Consider the following 26,363-nt stretch of genomic DNA (forward strand, 5'->3'; position numbering starts at 1 on the left):
GAACTATTCCGACAACCGCTCCGAAAACACGTCGTCAGCGCAGGGCCTACGCGCAGATCGGCATAACCCGGGAATCGGAATAATCGACAAAATTCCGACCTCGGAATTTCATCGACCTGCTGTTCTTCAACTGGATCCAGGCCCGCTTCGTCGTGGTCGAGCTGAAGGTAGGTCGGTTCGAACCCGAGTACGTCGGCAAGCTCGGGTTCTACGTGTCCTGGATTGACGACAACTTGCGCGACCACGACCAGTACGCGCCGACCATCGGGATCTTGCTGTGCGCCGGACGAAATGACAACGTCGTCCGCTACTCCCTGGCTGGAACCACCGCACCGTTGGCGGTCGCCGACTACACCTACGACACCCTGCCCGCGCCGGTGAGGGAACTGGTCCCCACCGATGACGAACTCGCCTCCGCAGTGGGGGAGACCCTCACCCACCTGGCGGAAACCCCGTCACCACGCGCCGACACCGATCAGTGAACCCGCTGATATCGGCCAACCGGGGCCGAGCCAGTGATATGAATGAGCCATCCGAACCGGATTGCGACATAACAATTCAGCATTGTAAAGTTGGTGACATGACGGAACCCGCGCCGAGCAGCGACGACAACCAGACCAAGCCCGCCGACAATGCGCCGCAGCACACCGAGAACGGCTTCGGCACCTACGAGTGGGATCCCGAGCGCGGAATCGTGTTCCGCATGGACCTCGACCAGTTCGGCACCATCGGCGGCGTCCCGGTCAGCCAGTACACCCCGCCGCCCCCGGCCCCGTACACACCGCTCAACCACTCCTGAGCCAGTCACACTCCCGCGACCCCGGCACCCGCCCCGGATGCTGAGGCACAGTACATTTCGCAGATTCCGGCTCGCCGAGGCGCCGTGACCGATCATGGCGGCGGCGGGCGACATGGGGTGCGACTCGCGGTCCCCGGACGTACCGGAACAATGGCCGGTGATGAGCGAGACAAACATGGGCCGCGTACCGGTGGGAGATCCGATCCCGCTCCGGCTCGATCCGACCACCAAACAACGCCTCGAGGAGCTGGCCGCCGACATCGGCCCCCGCCGCTTCGGGGCGCTGGTGCGGGTCGCCGCCCGCCGACTTCTCGCCGACCCCGACCGGGTGCCCGAAGTCCTGGCACAGGCCCGCCGCGCCTCCGCCGACGCCCGCCGCATCCCCTGGGCGGAAAGACCCCTCGACCTCGACCCCGCCACCAACACTCGCCTCAACCAACTCGCCCAGGAGTTCCACACCGACCGCAGCGCGATCGTCCGCGTCGCACTGCACCGCTTCCTCACCGCAGCAGGACGATTCCGCCACCCGGTGCTCCGCGAAGACACCCGCACCGATCTGACCTACCGCACCCGCGTGTACCTCAACCGCTCCACACTGGTCCGCCTCGAAAAGCTGATCAGCCGCAACGGCGACGCCCTCACCGCCGCAGCGATCCGGGTCGCGGTCCGCCGACTCCTCGACAACCCGGGAGACCTCGCCGCCGACCTGGCCACGATCGGCACCGCCCGCGACCTGACCCCGGAAGCCCTCGGCCCTCGCACGAACGTGCACTTCGACGACGACCTGCGCGACCAACTCGACACCCTCGCCGGGCAGCTCGACTCCGACCGAGCCGAACTCATCCGCCTGGCCGCCCGCCAGCTCCTGGCGAACCCGCGGGACCTCGAGAAGGCGGTGACCGAGGAAATCTACCGCGGGGACGCCAACCGGGCCAGGCTCCTCGCCCGGGACACCCGCCGCCGACAGGCCGCGGCCGCCGACCAACCTGCCCACACGCCCACTCGAGCACCGAGTCCGCAAGGGAACCCGTTCGGGCGCCGGCACGTCTTCCGGTTCGACGAGGACACCAAACGCCGCCTGGAAGAGCTGGCAGACGAGTACGGTCCCCGCCGGGTCTCCGCGCTGCTCCGCGTCGGAATTCGCAGACTCATCGGGTCCCCGCACGCCGATGAGGCGTTGGCGCAGGCACGCCGGGCCGCCGCCCAGGCCCGCGCGCTCCCGCACGACCCGGTCACCCTGAAACTGGACCCTCCCACGGCCGCCCGCTTCTGCGCCCTCGCCACCCGCCACGAGGCGTCGCCGCGGGACCTGGTCGCGGTTGCGGTGCACCGCTTCCTCGCCGCCCCCGGCAACTACCGGCCGGCGCTGATCGACGAGGCCGCCGTGTCCGGGCTCGACGAGAAGTTCAGAGTGTCCCTTCGCCCGTCGGCCCGACGCGACATCGACCGGCTCGCCGAACGACACGGCACACGGCTCAGCTCAGCGCTCGTGCGCGTCGCGGTGCGCCGGCTTCTGGACAACTCTGGCGACCTCACTGGCGACCTGGAAAACGTTGCGCCCGTGCACGACCTGCGCCCGGCGCACCGTACCGCCCGAGTCGACGTCGCCCTCGACGACGAACTCCTCGCGCACCTCGACGCCCTCGCCGACCGGCTCGGCTCGAACCGCCAGGAACTGGTGTATCTGGCGGCCAAACGCATCCTCCGCTTCCACAACAACATCGAAGACCGGATGCTCGACGAGATGTTCCGCGCTCCGAACAGCCGGAAGCACCTGCTGGCCAAACATGCCCGCCGCGAGAAGATCCGTCGGAGAGGCCGCGGTAGCGACACCTGAGCTGCGAGAATAGATGGTGGGTCGGGCCCCGCATCACCAGAGGACCCATGTCTCGGTTTCTGCGTCTCGCGTTCGTCGCGTCGACGACGGCCGCCGCTCTGTCCCTGACCGCGGCACCCGCACACGCGGCACCATCGCTGGACCCGCCGGGGTGCACCGTGCAACGGTTCATCCTCGTGCGATGTCGACGTGCCCCGGGTTCCGCGAACACCCATCAAGTGGAGATGGTGTGCCTGATCTTCGGATTCCCTGCCAACGTGTACTACGCCTGGGGGCCAGAGGTGCCCACGTTCCTGCCGTCCGTCTCGCTCTGCCCGCCTGTGAGTTACGGGTTCACCGCAACTGTGCACCTCCGATAGCAGCCGGTGCCCCCGTGACCTGCGTAAATGGCACTTTCCCTGGCGCGGTCCCCTCCCGTCGCCCCGGACGTGCCGGCGCGGCGCCGCGGGAACTCCAAGGCAGGAGGAGGTGGTTGTCATGCTCGACCTGGCCTATTGGTTTCCCCGAAATCATGCCCATCGCGAACGGAGTATGCGCATGGTGGGATTCCACGCCCTTCCACTGACCCGGAGGTGATAACGCTCAGATGACACATCCCACTTTCGGGGATGATTCTCAGTGGTGCAGGACGGTGACCGAATTGCGGATCTGGGCGCGCTGCTTGGCGTCGAGGCCACGGACTCGGGTCCGATTTCGGCCTCGACGCGAGATTCGGGACGAGATTGTGCGGGAAGCCTGGTTGCGTGACGACATTCCGACATTGTCTGACAGACACTCGACCGAGCGGGCATCGGGAGCGACAGGTGTGAATCAGGGAGTGTGAGTGAGAATGAATCATAAACGGGTGCACGCAGTTTGGGTCAAGGAGGCGTTCTGTGTTAGCCGTATTCCTTGCCGATATGCACCGCACACTCTGCCGGTCGCTCGTTGACTCACATTCACGATTAGTCTATGCGGTGATGGATACGTCCGAGGAGGCCGCGCGTGCGTCGGCGGCCATGACTGCGGAAGGCTAGCGGAGTTGGCCATGAACGTTATCAGCGGTGCCGCGCGCGCCGCCAGAAATGCAGTCGCGGTTCTTCGGAACGCGGGTGAGGGCGCCTGGTCCTTTACGAGCAGCAAGCGGCGGCAACGGACGCAGACGTCGGAGGAAGCCAGAGCCGGACTCGAGGTGGAACCCCAGATCACCATCAAGCCTGAGTCGGAGCCGACCCCGTCCCAGGTGCCGCCCGCGAAGAAGGCTGTAGCCGAGTCACCTGCGAAGGAGGTCGCTTCCGCCAATCCGACCCGGTCGGAGACGCGGCCCACCAAGCGAGGCGCCAAGGCAATCGCCGAACGGGTGCCGTCCGAGACCCCGCCCTTGAGGAATGCTGCGGCCGCCCGGTCCGAGACGTCGCCCGCCAAGGAGGTTTCTGTGAAGGCGCCCGCGAAGAAGGCTGCCGCCAAGGCACCTGCGAAGGCTGTGGCCGGGAAGGCGCCCGCGAGGAAGGCTGCGGCCGCCAATCCGGCCCGGTCGGAGACGACCCGCGCCAAGCGAGGTGCCAAGGCAATCGCCGAACGGGTGCCGTCCGAGACGCCGCCCTTGAGGAATGCTGCGGCCGCCCGGTCCGAGACGTCGCCCGCCAAGGAGGTTTCTGTGAAGGAGCCCGCGAAGAAGGCTGCCGCGGAGGTGCCCGCGAAGAAGGCTGCGGCCGGGAAGGTTCCCGTAAGGAAGGCTGCGGCCGCCAATCCGGCCCGGTCGGAGACGACCCGCGCCAAGCGAGGTGCCAAGGCAATCGCCAAACGGGTGCCGTCCGAGGTGCCGCCCGTGAGGAAGGTTGCGGCCGCGAAGGCGCCGGCGAAAAAGACCGCTGCAAAAACCGCGAAGAAGGCCGCTGCGAAGGTGCCCGCGAAGAAGGCCGCTGCGAAGGTGCCCGCGAAGAAGGCCGCTGCGAAGGTGCCCGCGAAGAAGGCCGCTGCGAAGGTGCCGGCGAAGAAGGCCGCTGCGAAGGCGCCTGTGAAAAAGGCCGCTGGGAAGGCACCCGTGAGGAAGGCGGCGGCGGCCGGTAATGAGTGATGTACTTACCGGTGCGCGATGCCCATAAGGGCCTGAACCTGTGTTGCCGAGCGTTCGCCCCACCCGGGGGAGCGGGCGCTCAACTGTCGGTTGCCGAGCCAGGGATAGGGGTCTGGGGTGTCGAACGTCCCGCCCGGGCTTCTTCGTGTCCATTGACAGCGAGGTCGGCCGCCTCGGAATGGCGGGCAGGACCGGTGCGTGGTGTAGGTGCTGTCTCGGCTCCGGCATCAACGAACTCGCACGTCTCTCACGATCGGGGATGAACCCGGCGGACATATGCTGCCTAGAACAGCAACGGCGCGAGCACACCCGCGCACTGTTGCAGCGAGTCGGCGCGCCCGAGGAGAGCGTCGATGCGGGCGGATGGGCCGGCGAGGCAGAGGGCGCCGGCGGTGTCTCCGTCCGGGTCGCGCAGCGGCACCGCCAAGCAGGCGAGGTCCTGCTCGAGCTGATCGAGCTGAACGGCGAACTGCTGATCGCGGATGGTGCGCAACTCGGCGTCGAGAGCGGCGAGATCGATGACGGTGGCCGAGGTCAGCTGCCGCAGCGGAGTCGAGGGCAACGCTTCCTGCCAGATGGTGCGGTCGGCGAGTAAGAGTTTGCCGGCGGCCGAAGCATGCAGGTAACGCACCAGCTCACGTTCGGCGCGCACGGGGTGATCGGGGTCGGCGTCGAGGACCCGCAGCGTCGTGTTGTGGAAGGCCATCACGTGGACGGCGAACCGCACGTTGTCGCGGAGGTCGTCGAGTTGCCGGCGCGCGGCGGTGGGAACGGTGGGGGAGGCGGCGGCGGTGACGAGCCCGTTGAGGCGTGCGCCGAGCCCGAAGCCGCGCAGATCCGAGGTCCGCACCAGATACTCCTCGGCGACGAGCGAGTTGATGAGCCGGTAGGCGGTGGCCTGGGGAAGGTGCAGGGCGCCGGCGATCTCCTTGGCGGTGACCCCGAGGCCGAGGGTGGCGACCACCTCGAGGATGTCGAGAGAGTTCGAGACGGTGCTGGGGTGGTGTCGGGACGGGTCGGTGCGTGGGCTCATCGGAACGCGGCCGTGGGCAGCAGGTCGGTGCGCTGGGTCTCGTCGTAGATACCGACCGAGGCGAGTCGGTGCGGGGCCAGACGCCGAAGCGCAAGGGTGTAGAGCACCGCGACCGCCATGATGACGGCATAGACCGCGATGAGCACAATCCCGTCCGCAATGGCGAAGGCCACGGCGTTGACGACCAGGAACAGCAGGATGGCGGTGGTTACGGTGCCGAGCACCCAGACCGCGGGGGTCGACTCTCCGATGCGCCGCAACAGGATCGGGGCGGACAGGCACCCGGCGAGATAGCTGCCGATATAGCCGCAGGCGCTGAGGGTGAGGAAGATGCGTAAACCCTGATCGGGCGAGACACCGGCGAGCAGAGCCGTGATCGGCACAGCGGTCACCGCGACCATCGACGCGGCAATGGCAGGGGCGGGCGTCTGAAATCGCGGGTGAGTGCGGCCGAGGGCGGACGGGGCGACGCCCTCGCGGCCCATGCAGAACAGCACGCGTACGAGTGCATTGACCGACGCCAGGGTGCAGGCGAAGAACGAGGCGGCGATTCCCAGGTCGAGGATCGCCGACAACCCGGTCGAGCCCTCCGAGACCAGCAGCGCGACCAGCGGGGTGGCACTCTCGCGCACCGTGTCGGGGGCCTCGGCGAGGGCGATCGCCTGCACCGGCAGGGCGATCAGATACAACGCGGCGGCGGCGACCGGGGTCCACCGGATCACGCGAGGCACCGACAGGAATGGGTGGCGGGCCTCGCCGCTCAGTGTCGTGGAACTTTCAAAGCCGACGAAGGCGCTGACGGCGACGATGACGGACAGCGCCATGCCCTGTGCGTTGCCCTCCCAGCTCATGGCGGCGGCAACCGGTGCGCCGGTGCGAGTCGTGGTGACCAGCAGCAAGATCAGTAGGGCGCTGACGAGGCCGATGGAGACGCACTCGACGAGCAGGGTGATCCGGGCCGAGATCCGGATGCCGCGGATCATCACCAGGGTGGCCACCACGGCGGCCACCACCGTGACGGCGACGATCGCACCGGTGGGGGTGCCCCGCGCCAACCCGGTGGTGACGGCGATGTGCGAGAGGTAGGTGCCGACGGCGAGCAGGCCGGCCATGCCGACCGTCGCATATCCGACGATCGCGGACCAGCCGGTCGGAACGGCGGCGGTCGGGCCGAGGCCGCGGGCGGTATAGCTGTAGATTCCGCCGACCGAGGCCATCCGCTGTGCCATCGGCCGCAGGCACGCGGAGACGAGCAGGATGACCACGGCCGCGCACACGAACGCCGCGAGCGCCCCGCCCCCGCCGGCGGTGCCGATCACCAGCACCGGGATCACAGCCGCCGCACCGGACGGTGCGACCGCTGCGACGGACTGGGCGAACACCGGTATGAAGGGCAGCTGACGGCGCGGCAACCCCTGCACGGGGGACCGCGTCGCGACCAGCGCCCGCTTGTGCGGTGAAGTCGTCATGTTCCGCACGCTCATCTCTGAAGAAGCCGCGAAGTCGCCTGGTCAGCAGGCTGCACGCGGCCCTGGGTGGTGCTCGATGTCACGTCCAGCGTCGAATCCAACCATTTCCGATACATGACGAGAATGTTTCACCCATGTTAACCAGGTCGAGAATTTTCCGGTGCGAAGTTCTCACCTTTGTTCTCTCAGCCGTGTGCTCCCGGTCACACGGCGGCGTTACGGTTCGTGCTGTGGGCGGTTGACCGCACCCCGTGAGGTTCCTCCTCAGGGACATCTCGAAGGGCGTCGGCGGCCGATCACATCGCTAAGCGAATAGTCCGTTGATCTACGCAGACATCTCCACCGATCGATCCATGAACCGGCCCGGCCGCCGTGCCACCCGGAATGCCCGCCATCGAGGGCACCTCTTCGTGATGTCGACGTCGTGGAAAGAACCATGCCAAGGAGCGAGACACCCATGTCCATTCAGGAAATCGATCGCACGGTCGCCGCACCGGGAACTCATCCCCTCGACCCCCTCAGCCGCGACGAAATCTCGAAGGCGGTGTCGGTGCTGAAGAGCACACAGGCGCTGGCGGACAGCTTCCGGTTCGTGCAGGTGGAATTGAAGGAACCGTCGAAGAAGGCACTGCGCGGCGACCTGTCGCAGATTCGCCGCGAGGCCAGCGCCGTGCTGATCGACCGGTCCACCGGATATGGCTACGAGGCCACCGTCGACCTCGAGAACGAGAGTCTCGAGCGGTGGGTGGAGCTGCCGTCCGGTGCCCAGCCGCCGATCATGCTCGACGAGTTCGAGGAATGTGAGGTGAACTGCAAACGCGATCCCCGCGTCGTCGAAGCCCTGGCCAGCCGCGGGCTGACCAACCTGGACCTGGTGTGCATCGAGCCGTGGTCGGCCGGGTACTTCGGCAAGGACGACCAGGGTCGCCGTCTGATGCGGGCCCTCGTCTTTACCCGGCTCGATCCGGATGACAGCCCCTACGCGCACCCGGCCGAGGGCCTGATCATCATCTACGACCTCAACAACGGAGAGGTCGTCGAGATCGAGGACAACGGCCTCATCCCTGTTCCGCAGCAAACCGGCAACTACCTGCCCCAGCACGTCGGTCCGGCCCGCACCGACATCAAGCCCCTCGAGATCACCTCACCCCAGGGCCGCTCCTTCCACGTCGAGGGCCAGCACGTGACCTGGGGTGGCTGGAGCTTCCGGGTCGGCTTCACCCCGCGTGAGGGTCTGGTGCTGCATCAGCTGAAGTTCCGGGACGGCGGCACCGATCGATCGGTGATCAACCGCGCCTCGCTGGTGGAAATGGTGGTGCCCTACGGTGACCCATCCCCGGTGCAGCACAAGAAGAATGCCTTCGACGCCGGCGAATACAACATCGGTGCCCTGGCGAACTCCCTGGCACTCGGCTGCGACTGCCTCGGCGAGATCCAGTACTTCGACGGCATCGTCAGCGACAGCCACGGCAACCCGATGACGATCAAGAACGCGGTCTGCATGCACGAGGAAGACGACTCGATCATGTGGAAGCACTACGACTACCGGCAGGACACCGCCGAGGTCCGGCGCTCACGGAAGCTGATCATCTCCTTCATCGCCACCGTCGCCAACTACGAGTACGGCTTCTACTGGCACCTCTACCTCGACGGCACCATCGAGTTCCTGGTCAAGGCCACCGGCATCCTCTCCACCGCCGGTCAGCAGCCGGGCACCAAGTCGCTGTACGGGCAGACCCTCAACAACGACGGCCTCTACGCCCCCATCCACCAGCACATCTTCAACGTGCGCATGGACTTCGAGCTCGACGGCACCAAGAACGCGGTTTACGAGGTCGACACCGAGGTGCCCGACACCAACCCGACACAGAGCTGCTTCTACACCGTCGACCGCCTCCTCGAACGAGAACAGGACGCCGCCCGCCGCGCCGACGCCGGCAAGCACCGATTCTGGAAGATCGTCAACCACGACCGCCGCAACATCGTCGACGAACCGGTCGCCTACCGGCTCCAGCCCACCGACGCAATCACCCTGTCCGCCACTCCAGATTCCTGGGTGGCCAAGCGAGCCGGGTTCGCCACCAACAACTTCTGGGTCACCGCCTACGACGAGACCGAACGCTTCCCGGCAGGGGAGTACCCGAACCAGTCCCGCGGCGGAGACGGCCTTCCCTCCTACATCGCGGGCAACCGCAACATCGTCGACGAGGACATCGTGGTCTGGTACACCTTCGGAATGCACCACGTGGTGCGCCTCGAAGACTGGCCGGTCATGCCCCGCCAGCACGTCGGCTTCATCCTCCAACCCCACGGATTCTTCGATCAGAACCCCACCCTGAACCTGCCCCGCCCCGAGCGGCAGGCCGAGGGGTCGCACTGCGGATGCGAGGACTAGCCATGAGCACCGATCCGGTGGCGGCCCCCAGCCGCCACACCCACGCGGGCACCACCGGTGCCCACGCCGCGGCCGGAGTCGACTACGACACCGTCGCCGACGACTACATGCTCCGCCGTCAGCTTCGCCGCGGCACCGCAGGACCGGTCCTGCTGATCGGACTCGGCGTCGGCTACGTCGTCGCCGGTGACTACGCCGGCTGGAACTTCGGAATCGGCCACGCCGGCTGGGGCGGCATGCTCATCGCGGTCGGACTGATGGGCCTGATGTACACCGCAATGTGCCTGGCCCTGGCCGAGATGGCCTCGATCATCCCCACCGCCGGCGGCGGCTATGGCTTCGCCCGTCGCGCGATGGGACCGTGGGGCGGCTTCCTGACCGGCACCGCCGTGCTCCTCGAATTCGTCCTCGCCCCGGCCGCGGTGGTCACGTTCATCAGCGCCTATGTCGACAGCCTCTTCGGGATCAGCGGACCCCTGGTGTATGCAGTGTTCTACATCGCCTTCATCGGTCTGCACTTGTACGGCGTCTCACAGGTACTCAAGCTGATGTTCGGCATCGCCATCGTCGCCGTGATCGGATTGCTGGCCTTCTCGATCGGGATGATCCCGCATTTCGATGTCAGCAACCTCATCGACATCGCCCCCACCAATGCTGTCGGCGCCAACAGCTTCCTGCCGTTCGGCATCGTCGGAGTCTGGGCCGCCCTGCCCTACGCGATGTGGTTCTTCCTCGCGGTCGAAGGCGTCCCCCTCGCCTCCGAGGAAGCCCGCAACCCGGTGCGCGACATCCCCAAGGGACTGATCGGTGGTGTGTTGGTGCTGCTCACCCTCGCCGCGCTGCTGCTGACCCTCGGACCCGGCGGATCGAGCGCATCGACCCTGCAGGACTCCGACAACCCGTTGATCGACGCCATGGAGGCCGCCAACGGCGGCACCACCTGGCTGAGCCAGTTCGTCAACGTCATCGGCCTGGTGGGTCTGGTGTCGAGCTTCTTCACCATCACCTATGCCTACTCGCGGCAGACGTTCGCGCTCTCGCGGGCCGGCTACCTGCCCAAGGTGCTGTCGCTGACCAACGGGCGCAGGACCCCGTTCCTGGCGCTGATCGTCCCCGGAGTGATCGGATTCATTTTGTCTCTCACCAGTTCCGGGGACCTGCTCATCCTGATCTCGGTGTTCGGGGCCACGGTCTCGTACATCCTGATGATGATCTCGCACATCGTCCTGCGGATCCGGGAACCGCACCTGCACCGCCCCTACCGCACCCCCGGTGGGATGCTCACCTCCGGTATCGCCCTGGTCCTGGCCGTCGCCGCCCTGGCAGCGGGATTCATGGTCGACCCCTCGGTGGTGTTGTACGCGGCCGCCGCGTACGCGGTGATGATCGCGTACTTCGCCTTCTACAGCCGACACCACATCGTTGCGAAGGCACCCGAAGAAGAATTCGCCGCCCTCAAGGAGGCAGAATCCGAACTCGACAGCAGATGACCGTGACCGGTTCGGTCCGCGCCAATCATGGTGCGGACCGGCCACACACTTCCGGCAAACCCGCCGCACTGCACCAGCGCCGAAAACCTGTGCGCCCCCTTTCCGTACCCAGCTCAGGGTGCGTCCTTGCCGGGAACCACGAGTGAGCCCAAGGAGAACTCATGGCCGCCTCCGCCGCCGCCACCGTTTGGCGGCCCACCCTGCCGGACAATCCCGTGCGGGCGGCCGCCGCCGGGAAGGTCGCTGCCCTCCTGGTTCTGGCCTGCGTCGCAGCACACATTCCGGTGCTGCTCACCCACCTACCCCACTTTCCCGGCACCAGCCTGCTGATGCTCGCCCTCTCCTGCGCCTGCCTGGCCTGCGTCGGGCATCTGTGGACCAAGCCGACCATCCGCGACTGGGCCACCACGGGGGCATTGGCAGCCGGGATGCTCGTCTTACACGCGATGCTGATGGTCTCGATGATGAACACCCTCAACGGTGCGGCGAACACCGCGACCCTCGGACACCGTCACCGCTTGGCCTCCCACACCATTGACGCCGCCACTGCGGCGAGCGGTCCGCTCGAGTCGCTGTTCTATGGTGCGAGCGCACTCGCACTTATCCAGGTTCTTCTGGCGGTCGTGATAGTCCTGCCCACAATGCTTCGGAGCCGAAGCCAGCGCACCGCCGCCTGACGGCTCGTGATGCCTGATGGCTCGTGATCTCGGAGAGTGTTCCGCGCTTTTCGGAGGTAGGGAAGCGGCGCAACCTCTAATTCACCCTCGGGCAGCAGCCGTGCGTTGTCGGCGTCGTTGCGGGGGAATTCTCGAGTGGCGCGTGTGCGGCGCTAATCGATGTGGGGCCGACCGGGGCCGGTCGCGGTGCCGATAAACCGGTGTGGGGCCACCCTCTTCCGCTGCCCGTCGCTGCGATGAGCCCGACTGAGTTGCAACCAAGCCCATTACAAGTAAGAAGTACCCATCAGTCGGCGTTACCGCTTTCAATTCGGGTCACGAGGTCGCGGTGCTCGTCGCGGACCTTTCGCGAGACGGCTATGAATGCTTGGACCAGTGGAGTTGGTTGTCCGCGCCATCCGACGCATAGCGTCGATCCCGGCACTTGACCCAGCGTTCGGTACACCAGCGACGCCCGATGTGCGAATCGGTCCATGCTGGGCACAGACACCGACAAAGTGAGACCCGCCGCTACGTTGTCCAGCTCTTCATCCATCGTTGCGGTTTCCCTGCTGATGCGGGGCAGATTGTCATCGTCGACCCCGAGATCACGCAGTGTCCAAAACGCGCGCCAACGTGCGTCGTCGGTACGCGGTGCTGAAATTACCTGATCCTGCAAATCAGACAACAGCACCACCTTCTGCGCTGCAAGAGGGTGCGAGCTCGTCATCCCAATCGCAAGCGGTTCAGTGAACAAAACTTCAGAGTCCAGGTCGGCCAGATCGATCGGTAGCCGCAAGAACGCCACATCCGTCTCTCCGGACCGCAGACCACAGGAGGGATCTGTGAGGTCGTAGCTTTCGATCCGAGGGCTGACGGACGGGTGACGAGTTCTGAACTCCGAAATAATCAACGGTGTCAGCTCCAGTGCTGACGCGGCAAAGAACCCGATGCGCAGAACACCGGACATTTTGGAATGCGCTCGGTGCGCGTCTGCCACGCCCGCGTCCAGAACTGCCAACGCCTCACGCGCTGAACGGAGAAAGGCGTTGCCAGCGTCGGTCAGTTCGACTGCTCTCGTTGTCCTTTTAAGCAGCGGTACGCCTACATCGTGTTCGAGTTCAGTGATGCTGCGACTCAAACCCTGCTGCGAAACGTACAGACTCTCTGCTGCACGGGTGAAGTGAAGGGTCTCTGCAACTGCCACGAAATGCCGTAGACGACGCGTATGAACGTCCATCGAACTCGCTCTCGGTATCTAAACTGCAACGCCAACCATCATGGCCCCCGGGTCTCCGATTCACAACAGATCAGCGTGAATAGAGTCAAAAATTCTGTTTCCCTCACCTCAGTTTCGTGCGGCACACTCGCAGTTGGATGTGACGCGCGTCTCTGAGGTCCGCCGATTCGACCGAAAGGAGCGAGTATGCAGCGAACGCTTCTGACGCTGGCACGCTCCTTGGTGAACTCCGCTGCGGGGCGATCACGTCGACGGCCACAAGTCCAAAGCCGTGAGGTCACAATCACCAGCAGACTGCAAACGAGCGGTGCGTCGACAACCGAGGCAATCGATACCCTAATCGGTCGTATTTCCAGGCTGACATGGCGGCCGATCTGCTGGTCCGCGACCCGTCATCAATCGTTGTCCACCCGACAGGACGCTCCGCGGAATCAACGCAGCAAGACCGCTCACAGCGAGCACAACCTAGCAAGAAGATCTACTTTCATCATCTCGCACTAGACCGATCGGCGAGATCGACCACCCACGTCAGGTAGGCAGGCATGTCTCAAAAATCGTCCTCGACATCCTCTGGTTCAGTCGTCAGTACTGAGACCGGCACCGCCAAGGTCCCCATGGGTAAAGGCATCGGCGTCCGAGGTGTCGTATTTTTGGTAGCTGCCGGTGCTGCCCCGCTGGCGGCCGCAGTAGCGGTGTTTCCAGTTGTGGTCAGTGCCAGCAAAAGTCCCGTGTCCCCCCTGTTCTTCGTTGTGGCAGCGTTGGCTTTGGCTGTATTCGCCGTCGGCTTCACTCGAATGGCCCATGAAGTCACAGACGCCGGCGCCTTTTACGACTTCATTCGCGTCGGCCTGGGTCACGTCTGTGGACGTGGGGCAGCCACACTGGCGCTGGTGTCGTATGCGATGCTGTTCGTCGCGCTCGTCGGATATTTGGGCGCTTCCACTGCAAGTGCCGTTGAGTACTTCACCGGTACCGTGATTCCGTGGTGGGCGTGGAGCACGGTGTCGCTCTTCATTACTGGGGTGTTGGCTTACCGCGACATCGCATTGAGCACCAAGGTTCTCGGCGTTTCGTTGGTGCTCGAACTTGCGATCATGCTGGTGCTCGATTTCGTCATGGTGTTTCGTGGTGGGCCCCAGGGAACCACCCCATCGGCCCTGAACCCACTTCGCTTCACCGAAGGCACGCCATCGCTCGGCCTGATGTTCGCCTTCTTCGGGTTCGTGGGCTTCGAGGCCACTGTGATTTTCCGGAGCGAGGCGCGTAATCCACATCGAACAATTCCCCGAGCGACATACGTGTCCATCACCGCCATCGGATTGTTCTATGCATTCAGTCTTTTTGCCGTCGCAGTAGGTACCGGCCCCAACAGTCTCGTCGCGAAAGCAACCGAGAACCCTCAGACCCTGGTCACCGAACTGGCATGGACGTTCCTAGGCGTCTTCGGACAGGATGCCGTTCAGATACTTGTTCTTGTAAGCCTCTTCGGTTGCTTTCTGACCTTCCACAACGTGCTCGCCCGGTTCACCTTCAACTTCGGCGCGGCGGGTCTGCTTCCCTCGGCATTGGGTCGGGCCCATCCCCTTCATCACGCACCGTCGCGGGCATCGCTGGCAGTCACCGCATACTGCCTCCTCGCCATCGCAGGATCCGTCATTCTGGGATTGGATCCAGTGCTCGATCTGTACACGTGGTTCTCCGGCGCAGCCACTCTGGGAATCATCGTGTTGATGGCTTTGACCTCGTTGGCGGTCATCGTGTTCTTCCGCGGACACGAACGAGGATCCTGGCTGACGACGTTCATTGCGCCGACTGTCTCGCTGGTGGCGTTCGGGGCACTGGTATTTTTGGTAGTGAAGAATCTTCCGCTGCTGGTCGGCGGTTACGGCGTAGCCGTGGCTCTGATCGCGGTGCTGGCCATCGCATTGGCGGGTGGAGCAGCAAGCAGCTTGGTCAGCAGGTCGTCGGCGAGAAATCTTTAGTGCCCTGTCTCGGGATTCTCGACTTGCCAGAGCCCCAAACGCCGCGCAGAGATCCGGGCACTCGACGTCAACCCCGTCCTTACTCTGCAGATTCATAAGACAGTCTTGATGTCCGAGTTGCAGACGGCTAATGCCGTCCGCCCACAAGATTGTCGCAAAACCACACAACCTCACCAGGCCTCGACGATCCGCCGATCTTGCGGCAAGCAATCGGGTCGCAGCGTCTCAAACCCACGCCAACCGACGCGCCAAAGTGCGCATGCGACACAGATCGATCGAGTCGTTCCCAACCGTCCCAACTCGCGGTGCTAGGAGACGACTATTCCCCACGCGCTGTGCACCGGAGGGAAATCGGCCTCGTTACTTCGATATCGACTTCGCGACCGAGGCCACTCTCACCAAACGGTGGGGGTCACGACAGCGCCCCCGCACTAGACGTCCAGTTGAAATGTGCGAGAACTGCCCCACGGACATCCGATCAAACAATCCACAACAGAAGTGCGTAAATCTGAATGGACTCGTTGTTTCTCTCGTCGGTAAAACTTCGGCAGAATCAGAGGCGACAACAGATGTGATGTGGACCTCTCGAAGGGACTCGCGGCCGGGGAACCACACAGCAACCTCTGAGACTCTCCTCGCACACTCGCCCTTGCATGCCATCTTCCACTCGCCGCTCAGTGAGTGGCGGCGTTCTACAGAAAGAGAAACACCATGGCCGGCCAGCTAGAGAACAGAAGTGTCGTCATCACGGGGGTCGCCGATCCTCAGGGCATCGGCTTCGGGAGCGCCCGGGTGCTGGCGCAGAAAGGTGCATTGCTCACTCTGGTGGACATTTCCGAGCAGGTCCACGAGCGACGAGATGATCTCGCGCGGGAAGGGTTCGACGTCCGATCCCACACCGTGGATCTGACGAATCATTCGGATGTCGTCGACCTGATCGACCACGTAGTCAAAGGCGCCGGTGTCATCGACGGCCTGGTGAATCTCGCAGGAATCGCAGCGCGCGCAAAGAAGGGTGACGATGTCGATTTCGAGGTACCGATCCTTGCCACGACTTCGATCGAATCATGGGAGCGCACTCTCGCCATTAACCTCACCACTCAATTCAATTGTGTGCGAGCGGTGTTACCGCACATGATTGAACAGCGGTACGGCCGCATCGTCAACTTCTCCTCTGTGACCGGGCCGGTCGGCGCGATCGCTGGGTTGGGCGCCTACGCGGCAGCCAAAGCAGGTGTTGTCGGTCTCACCAAGTCCATCGCACTGGAGAACGGCCAGTTCGGAATCACAGCGAACGCGATCGCGCCCGGATACGTCAACACTGCAGCGTTGACTCCCGGAATGCATATCGGTGGCGAAAACACACCACTCAAGCGAAGCGGTGAACCCCGTGAAATTGGTGCTCTCGTTGGCTTTCTCGCATCGGAAGAGTCTTCGTACGTAACGGGTCAACTCATCACCATCGATGGCGGAAACATGATTCAGGAATACAAGGGCCCGGGTGAACTGGTTCTCTAATTGGCCGACCGGCACCAACCCACTCCATGCGATCGAGCAACTACCGTTCCCACCGCTTGTCGATTCGCACCGTAGCAGTCGATTGCGGCCTGCCCCCGCCGGATAGGAGATAGACGTGCGAGAGATCTCCACACAGGATGGCGACGCGACACCGCCCACACTAGGACTGATCGTCAATCCCGTGGCAGGGATGGGCGGCGCCGTGGGTCTTAAAGGCACCGACGGAGCCGACATACTTCGCGAAGCGCAATCGCGTGGCGCCCGGCCTACCTCGCAGGCTCGAGCCAGCCTCGCGCTGACTCAGCTCGCTGCTACCACAGCTTCTTTCCGGCTCCTCACCGGTCCTGCCGAGATGGGCGAACGTTGTGCGCGCGCAGCAGGTCTTAGGCCGGAAGCGGTGTACGAATTGGCAGCTCATTGCTCAACCGCTGCCGATACTCGAGCGACCGCAGCCATCATGGCCGCTCGACCGGTTGACCTGATTCTGTTCGTCGGCGGCGATGGCACTGCGCGAGACATATTTTCGTCAGTAGGGGATCGTGTCCCCATGGTCGGAGTGCCCGCCGGTGTGAAGATGCACTCGGCACTGTTCGGCACGAACCCAGCGAACGCCGGCCGTCTAGCTGGTCTGTACTTGTCCCGAAATCCCATGGCCAGGTTACGCGAGGCAGAGATCATGGATCTCGACGAGGCAGCGATCCGCAACGACAAGATGTCCGCGCGCCTCTACGGCTACGCGCGCAGCCCTTTCGAGCGTCATCTCGTCCAGAACGCAAAGTCCGGCTCGCGGCCGGGGAGCGAACAAGATCTGGACGCCGCCGCTCACCAGTTGGCGAAAGGGATGCGGCCCGACTGCCTATACATCCTTGGCCCGGGAACGACTACACAACGCATAGCCAGCGCTTTGAATCTGCACTCGACCCTGTTGGGCGTCGATGCCGTTCTCGACGGCAAAATGGTCGGAACCGACGTCGATGAAAGCACTCTACTTCGACTGATGAGTGGTCGAGAGACTCGAATCGTCGTCGGCGTTCTCGGTGGCCAAGGCAGCCTCTTCGGGCGCGGAAACCAGCAAATCAGCCCAAGAGTAATTCGCGAAGCTGGGCTCGATCACATTATGGTTTTCTCATCAATCGAGAAGCTGATTGCGCTCGGCAATACGCCACTCCGAGTCGATACCGGCGATCTCGAATTGGACGAGAGGCTTACCGGTTATATCCATGTTCAAACGGGCAATGATCACAGTGTGATTCATAAAGTCGCCTCATGAATAAACATCAACCATAAAAGGCATAAGAAGGCATCCATGAGTAACAGCACAGCGCATCCGTACATGGCAAATTCAGTGCCCGCGCTTCAGCAGGAGATGCTCGACGCAATAGGCGTCCCCACCATCGCCGAACTCTTCCAGCAAATTCCCACCGACCACCGCACTACTCGGAAATTCGATCTGCCGCCGACCCTCGGCGAAGCCGAACTCCGACGGCATCTCGTGAACACCCTCGCGAAGAACCGCACGTGCGAGCAGAACTTGAACTTCCTCGGAGCCGGCCTGTGGCAACACCATGTCCCCGCAGCCTGCGACGAAGTGGTTCGCCGAAACGAATGGCTCACCTCAGTCTTTGGCGAGCCCAGCTCGGATCACGGCCGGAATCAGGCATGGTTTGAGTTCTGCAGCCAGCTGGGCGAGCTGCTGAAACTCGATCTGGTGGGACTGCCCGTCCGAAGTTGGGGGTCCGCCGCGGGCCACGCCCTACGAATGGCTGCCCGCATTACACAACGCGCGGAGGTCGCGGTTGTCCGCGCCATCGATCCCGAGCGGTTGTCCGTGATCCGCAACTATTGTGAGCCAACAGAGATGGAGAGCCACATTGCAGTCCGGCTGATCGACTATGACCCCGCCAGCGGGCTGATCGACCTGGACGATCTTCGGGCAGCGGTAGGTGAGCACACAGCTGCGGTGTACTTCGAAACGCCATCGTATCTTGGCGTCATTGAGCATCAGGGGGCCGAGATCGCGGCCATTGCGCGTGCCGTAGGTGCGGAAACCATCGTCGGTGTCGATCCCATTTCCCTCGGCGTTCTTTCATCGCCAGTGGATTTCGGCGCGGACATCGTTGTCGGAACGACCCAGCCGCTTGGCATCCATATGCACACCGGCGGGGGAGTCGGTGGTTTCATCGCCTCACGCGACGAGGATCGCTACGCTCATCAGTATCCCACCTTGTTCATCAGTATTGCCGAAACGATCAAGCCTGGGGAATACGGATTCGGTCTCGGTCTTTTCGAGCAATCATCTTACGGTTTGCGAGACAAGGGAAATGACTGGACCGGACATTCGGTGTACATGTGGGCCATCGCGGCAACCACATACATGGCGTTGATGGGGCCTCAAGGGTTCGAGGACGTCGGGGGGTTGATCCTGCAGCGCGCGCACTATGCGGCACAGTTGTTATCGGAGATCGATGGGGTCCGAGTTGCCTTTCCATCGGGTTTCTTCAAAGAGTTCGTCATCAACTTCGACAACACAGGTAAGACCGTCGAAGAGATCAACGATGCATTATTGAATATCGGGATCTTCGGCGGGAAAGACCTGACGAGGGATTTCCCTGAGTTAGGTGCCAGTGCGCTCTATTGTGTCACCGAGATCCATACAAAAGCTGATATTGACCGCCTGGTGGGCGCTCTCAGAGAGGTGACTGCAAATGAGCACTAGGGTAAACGAAATCCAGGCCCCGGTTTGGAACGAACCGATCATCATGGAGATGGGCTACCCAGGCCGTCGAGGTGCAGTGTTCTCTCACGCCGAAGACGGCATCGAAGCACGGGTTGGCGCAGCGGTCGACCTGATCCCCACCGCCGTGCGCCGAGGCGACCGTCCCGCGTTGCCCGAGATGTCTGAGCCTGAGGTACTGTACCACTACCTGCGCTTGTCACAACAAACGCTGGGAATGATGGGTGTCAGTCTTTTCGGAACCTGCACGATGAAATACAATCCGCAGGTCAACGAAGCACTTGCGTGGCGGCCGGAAGTCACCGAAGTACATCCGCTGCAGCACGAGGACACACTGCAGGGAACCCTGGAAATTGTGCACGGGATGGATCTCATTCTGCGTGAGCTTTCCGGAATGGACCAGTTCGTGTTTCAAGCTGGTGGAGGGGCGGAAGCTGCTTTCGTCAACGCCTCGGTGACCCGCGCCTATCATGCCTCCCGCGGTGAGCTGGAACAACGAAACGAAGTCATCACGACTATTCAAACTCACCCTTGCAACGCCGCGACAGCCGCCGCCGCGGGGTTCAAGGTGATTACGTTGATGCTCGACGAGAACGGCTACCCATCCCTCGACGCGCTCAAGGCTGCCGTGTCGAATCGCACCGCGGCTTTGATGGTCGGTAATCCCGATGACATGGGCGTCTACAACCCCGAGATGAAGGAGTGGGTGGAGATAGTCCACGAAGCGGGCGGCCTCTGCTTCTACGACAGCGCCAACTTCAATGGAACGATGTCGAAGATCAGACCCCGTGAAATCGGCTTTGATGCATGTATGTTCATGCTTCACAAAACCTTCGGCGCACCTAAGAGCGGCGTCGGAGGACCCGCTACTGGCGCCTACGGGTGTTCGGCTGAGCTCGCCCCGTTCTTACCCGCTCCGCTTGTCACCTTCGACGGTGAGCGTTACCACCTCGATCACGACCGCCCCGACAGTGTCGGAAAAATACGCGAATTCTGGGGCAACGTGCCTGTAATCCTCAAAGCGTACGCATGGGTGCGAGCAATGGGCGCTGAGGGTATCGCCCAGGCGTCCGACATTTCTGTATTGGGAAACAATTACATGGAAAAAGGGCTACTTGCAATCCGAGGCGTCACTCGGTCGCACCCAGAGAGTACAAGCCCCCGCCTCGAGATGACGCGTTACAGCATGCAGATCCTCAAGGAAGACACCGGCGTCGACGTGCACGATGTGCAGAACCGTATGACTGACTTCGGGATCGACGCGATGTGGACCAGCCATGAACCGTGGCTAATTCCTGAGCCTTTCACACCAGAGGCCGGCGAAATGTACGGCAAAGAGTCCCTGGATCAATGGATCGCGGTACTCGCCCAGATTTCGGATGAAGCGTATTCGAATCCCGATATTGTGAAGTCCGCGCCACACAACCAGGCAATTCATCGATTGAAGCCCGGTGTGACCGATGACCCCAGTACTCGCGCTATGACCTGGCGCGCTTTCCAACGATCGCGCGCGCAGAGCCGTTCGTAAGCTCGTAGTTGACGGCTATCGAACATACTAAGTAGCGAGTCTGCAGTAACGCTGGATGACACATCATGGATTGCGTAGGTACCGACACTCGCAAGGTTGCCAGCATTTTGTTGGGGCAAGTCCAACATATTCCTTGTCCGAGGTGGATTCAAGAAATCGGTGCGCTTTGTCGAAGAATCTGACGCGCGGACAGCCCCACGCGTCAGGGCACGGGTGAGACGCCACGCATGGACATTCAGAAACCTTGGGAGCGTGCACACGGGCGCTGACCCAGCGAACAGCGATCGACTGAACATGCTGACTCGCAACGACATGACCAAACCGTTTCAAGTAGAAGGGAGCCTTCGTGACAGGACTGGACACACCGATGACGCCTTTGAAATTCCTTGAGCGCTCGGCTGAAGTACATCCGAACAAGACCGCGGTCGTAGACGGGGGGCGGCGCATATCGTATTCCGACCTCGCATCCATAGTCACACGTCTTGCGCACGGTCTTCGCCGGTCAGGAGTCGGACCCGGTGACCGAGTTGCCTATCTGGCAACCAACTCGGCTGAGCTATTGGCGGCCCACTATGCGGTCCCACTTATCGGCGCGGTACTGGTCGCAATCAACACGCGATTGTCGCCACCAGAAATCGAGTACATATGTAACCACTCTGAGGCTGTTCTTCTCCTCGGCGAACCCGTCTTCCTCGAACAGTTGCAGGATACGTCGCTGCTGACAGTTCGGGAGACCGTACAACTACCGCAGCAGGACGGTGGCTACGTGGACACCGCGCAGTCACACCTCACCTATGACGCACTCATGGCACGCGGGTCGGAAGAGCGTTTGCCCTGGGAGGTCGACGACGAGACCCGAACCATCTCGATCAACTACACGTCGGGCACCACCGGTCGCCCGAAGGGGGTGATGTACACCCATCGTGGCGCGTACCTCAACTCTCTCAGCCAGATTCACCATCAGCACTTCGACATCGACACTAAATACCTGTGGACACTGCCGATGTTCCACTGCAACGGCTGGTGCGGCCCCTGGGCAGTCACTGCCGCATCCGGAACTCACGTATGCATCCGTGTGGTTCGCGGTGACGCGATGTGGTCACTCATCGACAGCGAAAAGATCGACCATATGAGTGGTGCACCGACGGTTCTCACGACGCTCGCCACTGCCGATGGAGCGCATCCGCTCGACCGCAGCATGACCATCACCACAGCAGGAGCTCCACCCAGCCCAACCACCATCCGGGCGGTCAGAGCACTCGGAGCCGAAATCGTGCATGTGTACGGCCTCACCGAGACGTACGGCCCATGTGCAGTATGCGAACCTCAGGCAGACTGGGCCGCGCTCGATGAGGACACACTGGCGAGGCTGCTGGCGCGTCAAGGAGTGGGAATGCTCGCCTCCGGCCCAGTGCGGGTAGTCCGCACTCAACGCGGTCCGCATGGCGAACTCGTCGACGTAGCCAGCAACGGCACCGAGATCGGCGAGATCGTCATGCGCGGAAATATAGTCATGAAGGGGTACTTCGGCGACGATTCGGCAACCGCGGAGGCCTTCTCCGGGGGCTGGTTCCATTCCGGCGACCTGGGAGTCATGCACCCAGATGGCTACATACAGCTCATGGACCGCGCCAAAGACATCGTCATATCCGGCGGCGAGAACATCTCGACAATCGAGGTCGAGCAAGTTCTCATGTCCCACCCATCGGTGTTGGACGTCGCGGTGATCGGCGTTCCGGACACGAAATGGGGAGAACGACCCAAAGCGTTCGTGGTTCTGAAGACGAATTCCACCGTCTCCGACTGCGACCTGACGCAGTTCGCGCGAGAGCACATTGCGGCGTTCAAGGCGCCACGAGAAATCGTGTTCCTACCCGAGCTACCGAAGACCTCGACCGGTAAGACTCGCAAGAACGAGTTACGCGACCGCGAATGGCATGGAGAGCGCGAGCGGATCCGAGGCTGATCGCTTCTGCGCAAGCGCCATGGCCACCCAGACGACTGCAGATCGATGGTTTCGTGGACCAACCGGGTCAGGCTCCACTCAGCCGATGACTCAAATCATCACTTCAATTCGAAAGGACGCGGACATGACAGAAGATGCAGTCCGGCGGGTACTCGCCGCGATCGAGGACTCGCGTCAACGAATTATCGACGACGTGAAACGTCTGGTCGAGGTGCCCAGCGTGAATCCGAACTACCCTGGCGTCCGGTCCGAGGACTACCTCGGTCAGGAATCCGAGGCGAACCTCTTGCTCCGCGACCGATTCGGCTATCTCTTCGACAGCTCCCAACTCGTCAAGAGCCAAGAAAAACGCGAGAACCTCGCTGGTGTCGTGAAGGGCGGTGGCACAGGTCGGTCGCTGTTGCTCAACGGCCACATCGATGTCGTACCGGCGGGGAATCTCGATACATGGACAGGTGACCCCTTCGTCGCGAGCGAAGTGTCCGGCCGAATACATGGCCGAGGGGCAAGCGACATGAAGAGCGGGATGGTCGCTGCCTTCAGTGCGATCGAAGCGATCCGAACGTCAGGTATCGAGCTAGCCGGCGACCTGGTCGTTCATTCCGTGGCAGGTGAAGAACTGGGCGAGCATGAAGTCGGGACAGGTTGCATGCTACAGCACGGATACATTGCGGACGCGGCGATAGTCGTCGAGCCATCCGCTAGTTTCGATTCCCCGCTGACGATCAACCCAACTGCTGCGAGCTTGTTGTGGGGTCGAGTTCGAGTCGAGGGACTCGCCGGGCATCCAGGGCTTCGCCGCGAGCTGGTACGGGCCGGCGGGGCCGGTGCACGTGCGGGCGTGAACGCGATTGACAAAGGCTACTTGGTTCTGCAAGCGCTGTACCGGATCGAAGAGCAATGGGGGCTGAGCAAGCAACGCCCACTGTTCAAGTCGGGACATTTCGTCGTCATGCCCGGAACGATTCACGGACGTGGGAAGGACATCGACATTCCATTTGTCTTTGCTGAGTACTGTGAGATCGAGTTCATCGTTTGGTATCCACCGGAGGACGACTCCGACGAAGTGAAGCTCGAGATCGAGAGTTTCGTCAATCGGTCGGTCGCCTTGGACCCTTGGTTGGCGGAGCACCCACCCACCTACGAGTGGCTGGTCGAGTTTCCGGGCTTCAACACCCCAGATGATCACGAAATCGTCCGCGCTCTCGGTAACGCTCACGAACAGGGGACCGGCAGCACAGCCATAGTCGAGGCATTCCCCGCCGCCTGTGACGCGACTTGGATTGCGCGAACAGATATTCCGGTTGTGAATTATGGGCCGGGCCATCTGGCAAACGCCCACAAGCCGAACGAATACTGTGACGTAGACGAAATCATCTCCGCAACCAAGAGTTTGGCGCTCACTGCACTCGATTGGTGTGGCGTGAAGTGACGTTGCAGGCATCCTCGTCGAGCTGAACAAGACGAGGGAGAACGAGTCGACGAACTTCATCAGGTGGTTCTTGACGAGGAGGGCTGCGGTCGCCGCACCTGGCTTCATGCTCCTGTCGCCACTGATCCGAGGGACGGGGTCGCCGGGTGTGGTGGCACTGGTAACCCCCTGAGCAACAACCGACCAGCCCAGTCAAGGCTCGCATGGCGGCATTCACCTTCAACATCGACGGGCTTTTGTTTTGAGTTCTGCCGCGGGTCAAGCCGTGGTGGTGATGGTGATCTCGGCTCCGCCGTCGAGGTCAGGTAGGAGATAGTGCGGGCAGGTGACAAGCTGCCGTGGCGGGGGTATCGGCTGCAGGTCGGTGTCGAGGTAGGGCCGCTACGCGAGTTGCCTGCGTCCGTGGGTGCCGGTGTTCGGGTCGACGGCGCCGATGAAGTATCCGTGCGCGGCGCCGTTGGTGGAGAATGTCGCCCGCGCCCACTCGGCGTGCTCGGTGGGTGGCAGATACTTCTTGCCCGAAGGTCGCCGCGTCGAGGGTGTGGACGATGACCGTGACAACGACGTCGGCCGTCGCGGGGAACCAGGGTTCGGCGGCGACGCCGAACAGGGTGATGGAGGTCTGGATCCGCATTTCGATGTCCGTTTCGGTCCGGGCCGCCGCCGCAAGGGTCTGAGGAGCCGCTGAGACGTCATCGTCGGTGGCCAGGGACGGCAGCACGGCGTCGGTGCTGAGCTTGCCGGGGCGGGCGGACATGGGGCGAACAGTACGGGCGGCAGACACCCGGCCGGCAGGACGACCGGTGATTCGCCCGGCCAAGGACTGGTTCGCAGGGTGGGGGATCTGACCTGCGGTGACGGCATGTCCCCGAAGTGCAGTGTTCGCCCACAAACGCCGTGCTGCCTGAGTTCTTCTCGGCCTGGTAGGGCTCCGTCAGGGTTGCCGCTCCGGCGGATCGAGTCGTGGTCGTTGCGGACTCCGCTCACCTGAGAACGGCCGAGTTACTCGGTTGGTCCGACGTGCTCAGGCGCAGTCGCGGCAGATTTGTTGCTCGGAATCGGCGAGTCGACTGCGGTGGTGGACCAGGAAGCGACTGGTACAGGTGAATTCGTCCGCCTGCTTCAGGATGACGCGACGGTGAGTTCTTCGCCGGACAGGTCGGCGCCGGGTAGTTCGAAGTATTCGGCGGTGTCGGTGTCTTCGACGTCGACGGTGGGGACTGGCTGTCCTTCCGGCTGGCGGTGAGCAGTTCGGAGAGGTGTCGGTCTCGTCGGATTCGGTAACTCGCGGTGTGCCGCAGTCGGTGGCCATGATCGGCTTTTCCTCGTGCTCTGGATGTTCGAAACCCGCCAGACTAGAGGGTTCGGTTGCCTCTAACGTTCCCGGGACCGCCGTGGGCAGTGACGACAACCTCGTGGGGCGGTGGGGATCGTGAGGACCGACTCGGTTGCGAGTCTGTTTCCTGTTGTCATTACTGGTACGGGTTTTGGGGCATGCCGGGAGGGGAGGACCTGTCGGCCACGACCCGGATCTGTTGGCCACGACCCACATCGGTCGTGGTCGACCTGCCAAGATCGGCGCCCGACCCGTCGCCTGAATCTGCTGAAGCCTGACTGGTATGTCACCACGCCTCGTATGCACTGCTTCACGGACCGCGCACTGTGTGCCCCACCTGTGCACGCGACATCCACCTGACATGGCCGCATCTCGACGGTCTGTACGTACCTTCCCCCACGACCGGTCGTCCGAACGTCGTCCTGTGGAACCCCGCCGCCGACTCGTTCCCCGCCGACCTCGAGTTCACTCGACCACTCGATCACTGCGCGTGCGGCCGATCATCCGCACCGCCGCACGCATTATCGGATACGCATCGACGGTCTAAATCTGTCCCGGCCCGCACCGATCGGATTCGACTGGATCGCCTGGATCGCCGTCGCCGCGGTTGGTGCGGATCGGCGCCAACCCGAGCGCATACCGCACAGCGCCGACCGTCGAGCAGGCTCTCGACGCCGCCTGAAGCCTGGTTGGGTCAACCGTCCGCGGTCGTGCCGGTAGCCGACGGACACCTCGCTGCGCTACGAACCCGGTGAACACGCACTGGCACGGGCGGAAACCCGCTCAACGACGCCCACCGTGCCGCCCTCGCCCTCGCCCTCGAGCAGCGGGCCACGGTCGTCACCGTTGGGCAACGATGTCGCCGGTTTCGGTGCGTGGGCGGCAGCCGGAA

The 26,363-nt window shown here is 63.1% G+C and carries 17 protein-coding genes and 3 pseudogenes; 15 read left to right on the plus strand and 5 right to left on the minus strand.

From position 1 onward, the window contains the following. Positions 1-107: 107 nt before the first annotated feature. From GO592_RS36885 to GO592_RS46045, 5 genes and pseudogenes are all read left to right on the plus strand, one after another. A pseudogene (locus GO592_RS36885) lies at positions 108-482 on the plus strand (PDDEXK nuclease domain-containing protein); the annotation flags it as partial. A 98-nt stretch (positions 483-580) separates the two neighbouring features. After that, positions 581-799 (plus strand): hypothetical protein, encoded by a 219-nt coding sequence (locus GO592_RS36890; RefSeq protein ID WP_202715280.1) that lies wholly within the window; start codon positions 581-583, stop codon positions 797-799. A 160-nt stretch (positions 800-959) separates the two neighbouring features. After that, the gene (locus tag GO592_RS36895; RefSeq protein WP_202715281.1) at positions 960-2,636 is read left to right on the plus strand and encodes a CopG family transcriptional regulator; all 1,677 of its coding nucleotides are present in this window, start codon (positions 960-962) and stop codon (positions 2,634-2,636) included. A 47-nt stretch (positions 2,637-2,683) separates the two neighbouring features. After that, positions 2,684-2,995 (plus strand): hypothetical protein, encoded by a 312-nt coding sequence (locus GO592_RS36900; RefSeq protein ID WP_202715282.1) that lies wholly within the window; start codon positions 2,684-2,686, stop codon positions 2,993-2,995. Positions 2,996-3,663: 668 nt separating this feature from the next. Continuing rightward, positions 3,664-4,692: a nucleoid-structuring protein H-NS gene (locus GO592_RS46045; protein WP_202715283.1), complete on the plus strand. Its 1,029-nt coding sequence runs from the start codon at positions 3,664-3,666 to the stop codon at positions 4,690-4,692. 283 nt (positions 4,693-4,975) lie between these two features. Here the strand turns inward: GO592_RS46045 and GO592_RS36910 are convergent, their stop codons facing one another. Then, positions 4,976-5,725, minus strand: coding sequence for an IclR family transcriptional regulator (locus GO592_RS36910; RefSeq protein WP_007296129.1), 750 nt, complete (start codon positions 5,723-5,725; stop codon positions 4,976-4,978). Beyond that, positions 5,722-7,194 (minus strand): APC family permease, encoded by a 1,473-nt coding sequence (locus GO592_RS36915; protein WP_007296130.1) that lies wholly within the window; start codon positions 7,192-7,194, stop codon positions 5,722-5,724. Before GO592_RS36915 ends, GO592_RS36910 begins: the two co-directional genes overlap by 4 nt. A 457-nt stretch (positions 7,195-7,651) precedes the next feature. Between GO592_RS36915 and GO592_RS36920 the strand changes: the two genes are divergently transcribed. The 3 genes from GO592_RS36920 to GO592_RS36930 all read left to right on the plus strand — a co-directional run bounded on the left by GO592_RS36920 (position 7,652) and on the right by GO592_RS36930 (position 11,756). Further along, positions 7,652-9,589, plus strand: a complete 1,938-nt coding sequence (locus tag GO592_RS36920) for a primary-amine oxidase (protein ID WP_007296131.1) — start codon at positions 7,652-7,654, stop codon at positions 9,587-9,589. 2 nt (positions 9,590-9,591) lie between these two features. Further along, complete coding sequence (eat, locus tag GO592_RS36925; RefSeq protein WP_007296132.1) at positions 9,592-11,079, plus strand: ethanolamine permease; 1,488 nt, start codon at positions 9,592-9,594, stop codon at positions 11,077-11,079. A 161-nt stretch (positions 11,080-11,240) separates the two neighbouring features. Beyond that, the gene (locus tag GO592_RS36930; RefSeq protein ID WP_007296133.1) at positions 11,241-11,756 is read left to right on the plus strand and encodes a hypothetical protein; all 516 of its coding nucleotides are present in this window, start codon (positions 11,241-11,243) and stop codon (positions 11,754-11,756) included. Between the two features lie 286 nt (positions 11,757-12,042). Here the strand turns inward: GO592_RS36930 and GO592_RS36935 are convergent, their stop codons facing one another. Continuing rightward, positions 12,043-12,975 (minus strand): LysR substrate-binding domain-containing protein, encoded by a 933-nt coding sequence (locus tag GO592_RS36935; protein WP_011599278.1) that lies wholly within the window; start codon positions 12,973-12,975, stop codon positions 12,043-12,045. Between the two features lie 542 nt (positions 12,976-13,517). Here GO592_RS36935 and GO592_RS36940 point away from each other — a divergent pair. The 7 genes from GO592_RS36940 to GO592_RS36970 all read left to right on the plus strand — a co-directional run bounded on the left by GO592_RS36940 (position 13,518) and on the right by GO592_RS36970 (position 24,135). Then, the gene (locus GO592_RS36940; protein ID WP_011599276.1) at positions 13,518-14,957 is read left to right on the plus strand and encodes an APC family permease; all 1,440 of its coding nucleotides are present in this window, start codon (positions 13,518-13,520) and stop codon (positions 14,955-14,957) included. Positions 14,958-15,638: 681 nt separating this feature from the next. Further along, entirely contained in the window at positions 15,639-16,475 is an 837-nt protein-coding gene (locus tag GO592_RS36945) for an SDR family NAD(P)-dependent oxidoreductase (RefSeq protein WP_237720359.1), read from the plus strand. A 115-nt stretch (positions 16,476-16,590) separates the two neighbouring features. Further along, on the plus strand, positions 16,591-17,745 hold the full coding sequence (locus tag GO592_RS36950) for an ATP-NAD kinase family protein (RefSeq protein ID WP_011599274.1): 1,155 nt from the start codon (positions 16,591-16,593) through the stop codon (positions 17,743-17,745). Between the two features lie 36 nt (positions 17,746-17,781). Then, positions 17,782-19,191, plus strand: a complete 1,410-nt coding sequence (gcvPA, locus tag GO592_RS36955; RefSeq protein ID WP_007296138.1) for an aminomethyl-transferring glycine dehydrogenase subunit GcvPA — start codon at positions 17,782-17,784, stop codon at positions 19,189-19,191. Then, positions 19,181-20,737, plus strand: a complete 1,557-nt coding sequence (gcvPB, locus tag GO592_RS36960; protein WP_007296139.1) for an aminomethyl-transferring glycine dehydrogenase subunit GcvPB — start codon at positions 19,181-19,183, stop codon at positions 20,735-20,737. The genes gcvPA and gcvPB overlap by 11 nt, the downstream gene beginning before the upstream one ends. Positions 20,738-21,104: 367 nt before the next feature. Then, positions 21,105-22,703, plus strand: coding sequence for an AMP-binding protein (locus tag GO592_RS36965; RefSeq protein WP_011599273.1), 1,599 nt, complete (start codon positions 21,105-21,107; stop codon positions 22,701-22,703). A gap of 85 nt (positions 22,704-22,788) precedes the next feature. Further along, complete coding sequence (locus GO592_RS36970; protein WP_237720360.1) at positions 22,789-24,135, plus strand: ArgE/DapE family deacylase; 1,347 nt, start codon at positions 22,789-22,791, stop codon at positions 24,133-24,135. A gap of 258 nt (positions 24,136-24,393) precedes the next feature. On the opposite strand, the pseudogene GO592_RS36975 reads toward GO592_RS36970, so the two are convergent. After that, positions 24,394-24,892: pseudogene (locus GO592_RS36975) on the minus strand (N-formylglutamate amidohydrolase). A gap of 267 nt (positions 24,893-25,159) precedes the next feature. Then, positions 25,160-25,447: pseudogene (locus tag GO592_RS46760) on the minus strand (DUF4193 domain-containing protein). Positions 25,448-26,363 lie beyond the last annotated feature (916 nt).

The organism is Rhodococcus sp. 21391 (genome assembly GCF_016772255.1).
GTDB classification, from domain to species: domain Bacteria; phylum Actinomycetota; class Actinomycetes; order Mycobacteriales; family Mycobacteriaceae; genus Rhodococcus_F; species Rhodococcus_F opacus.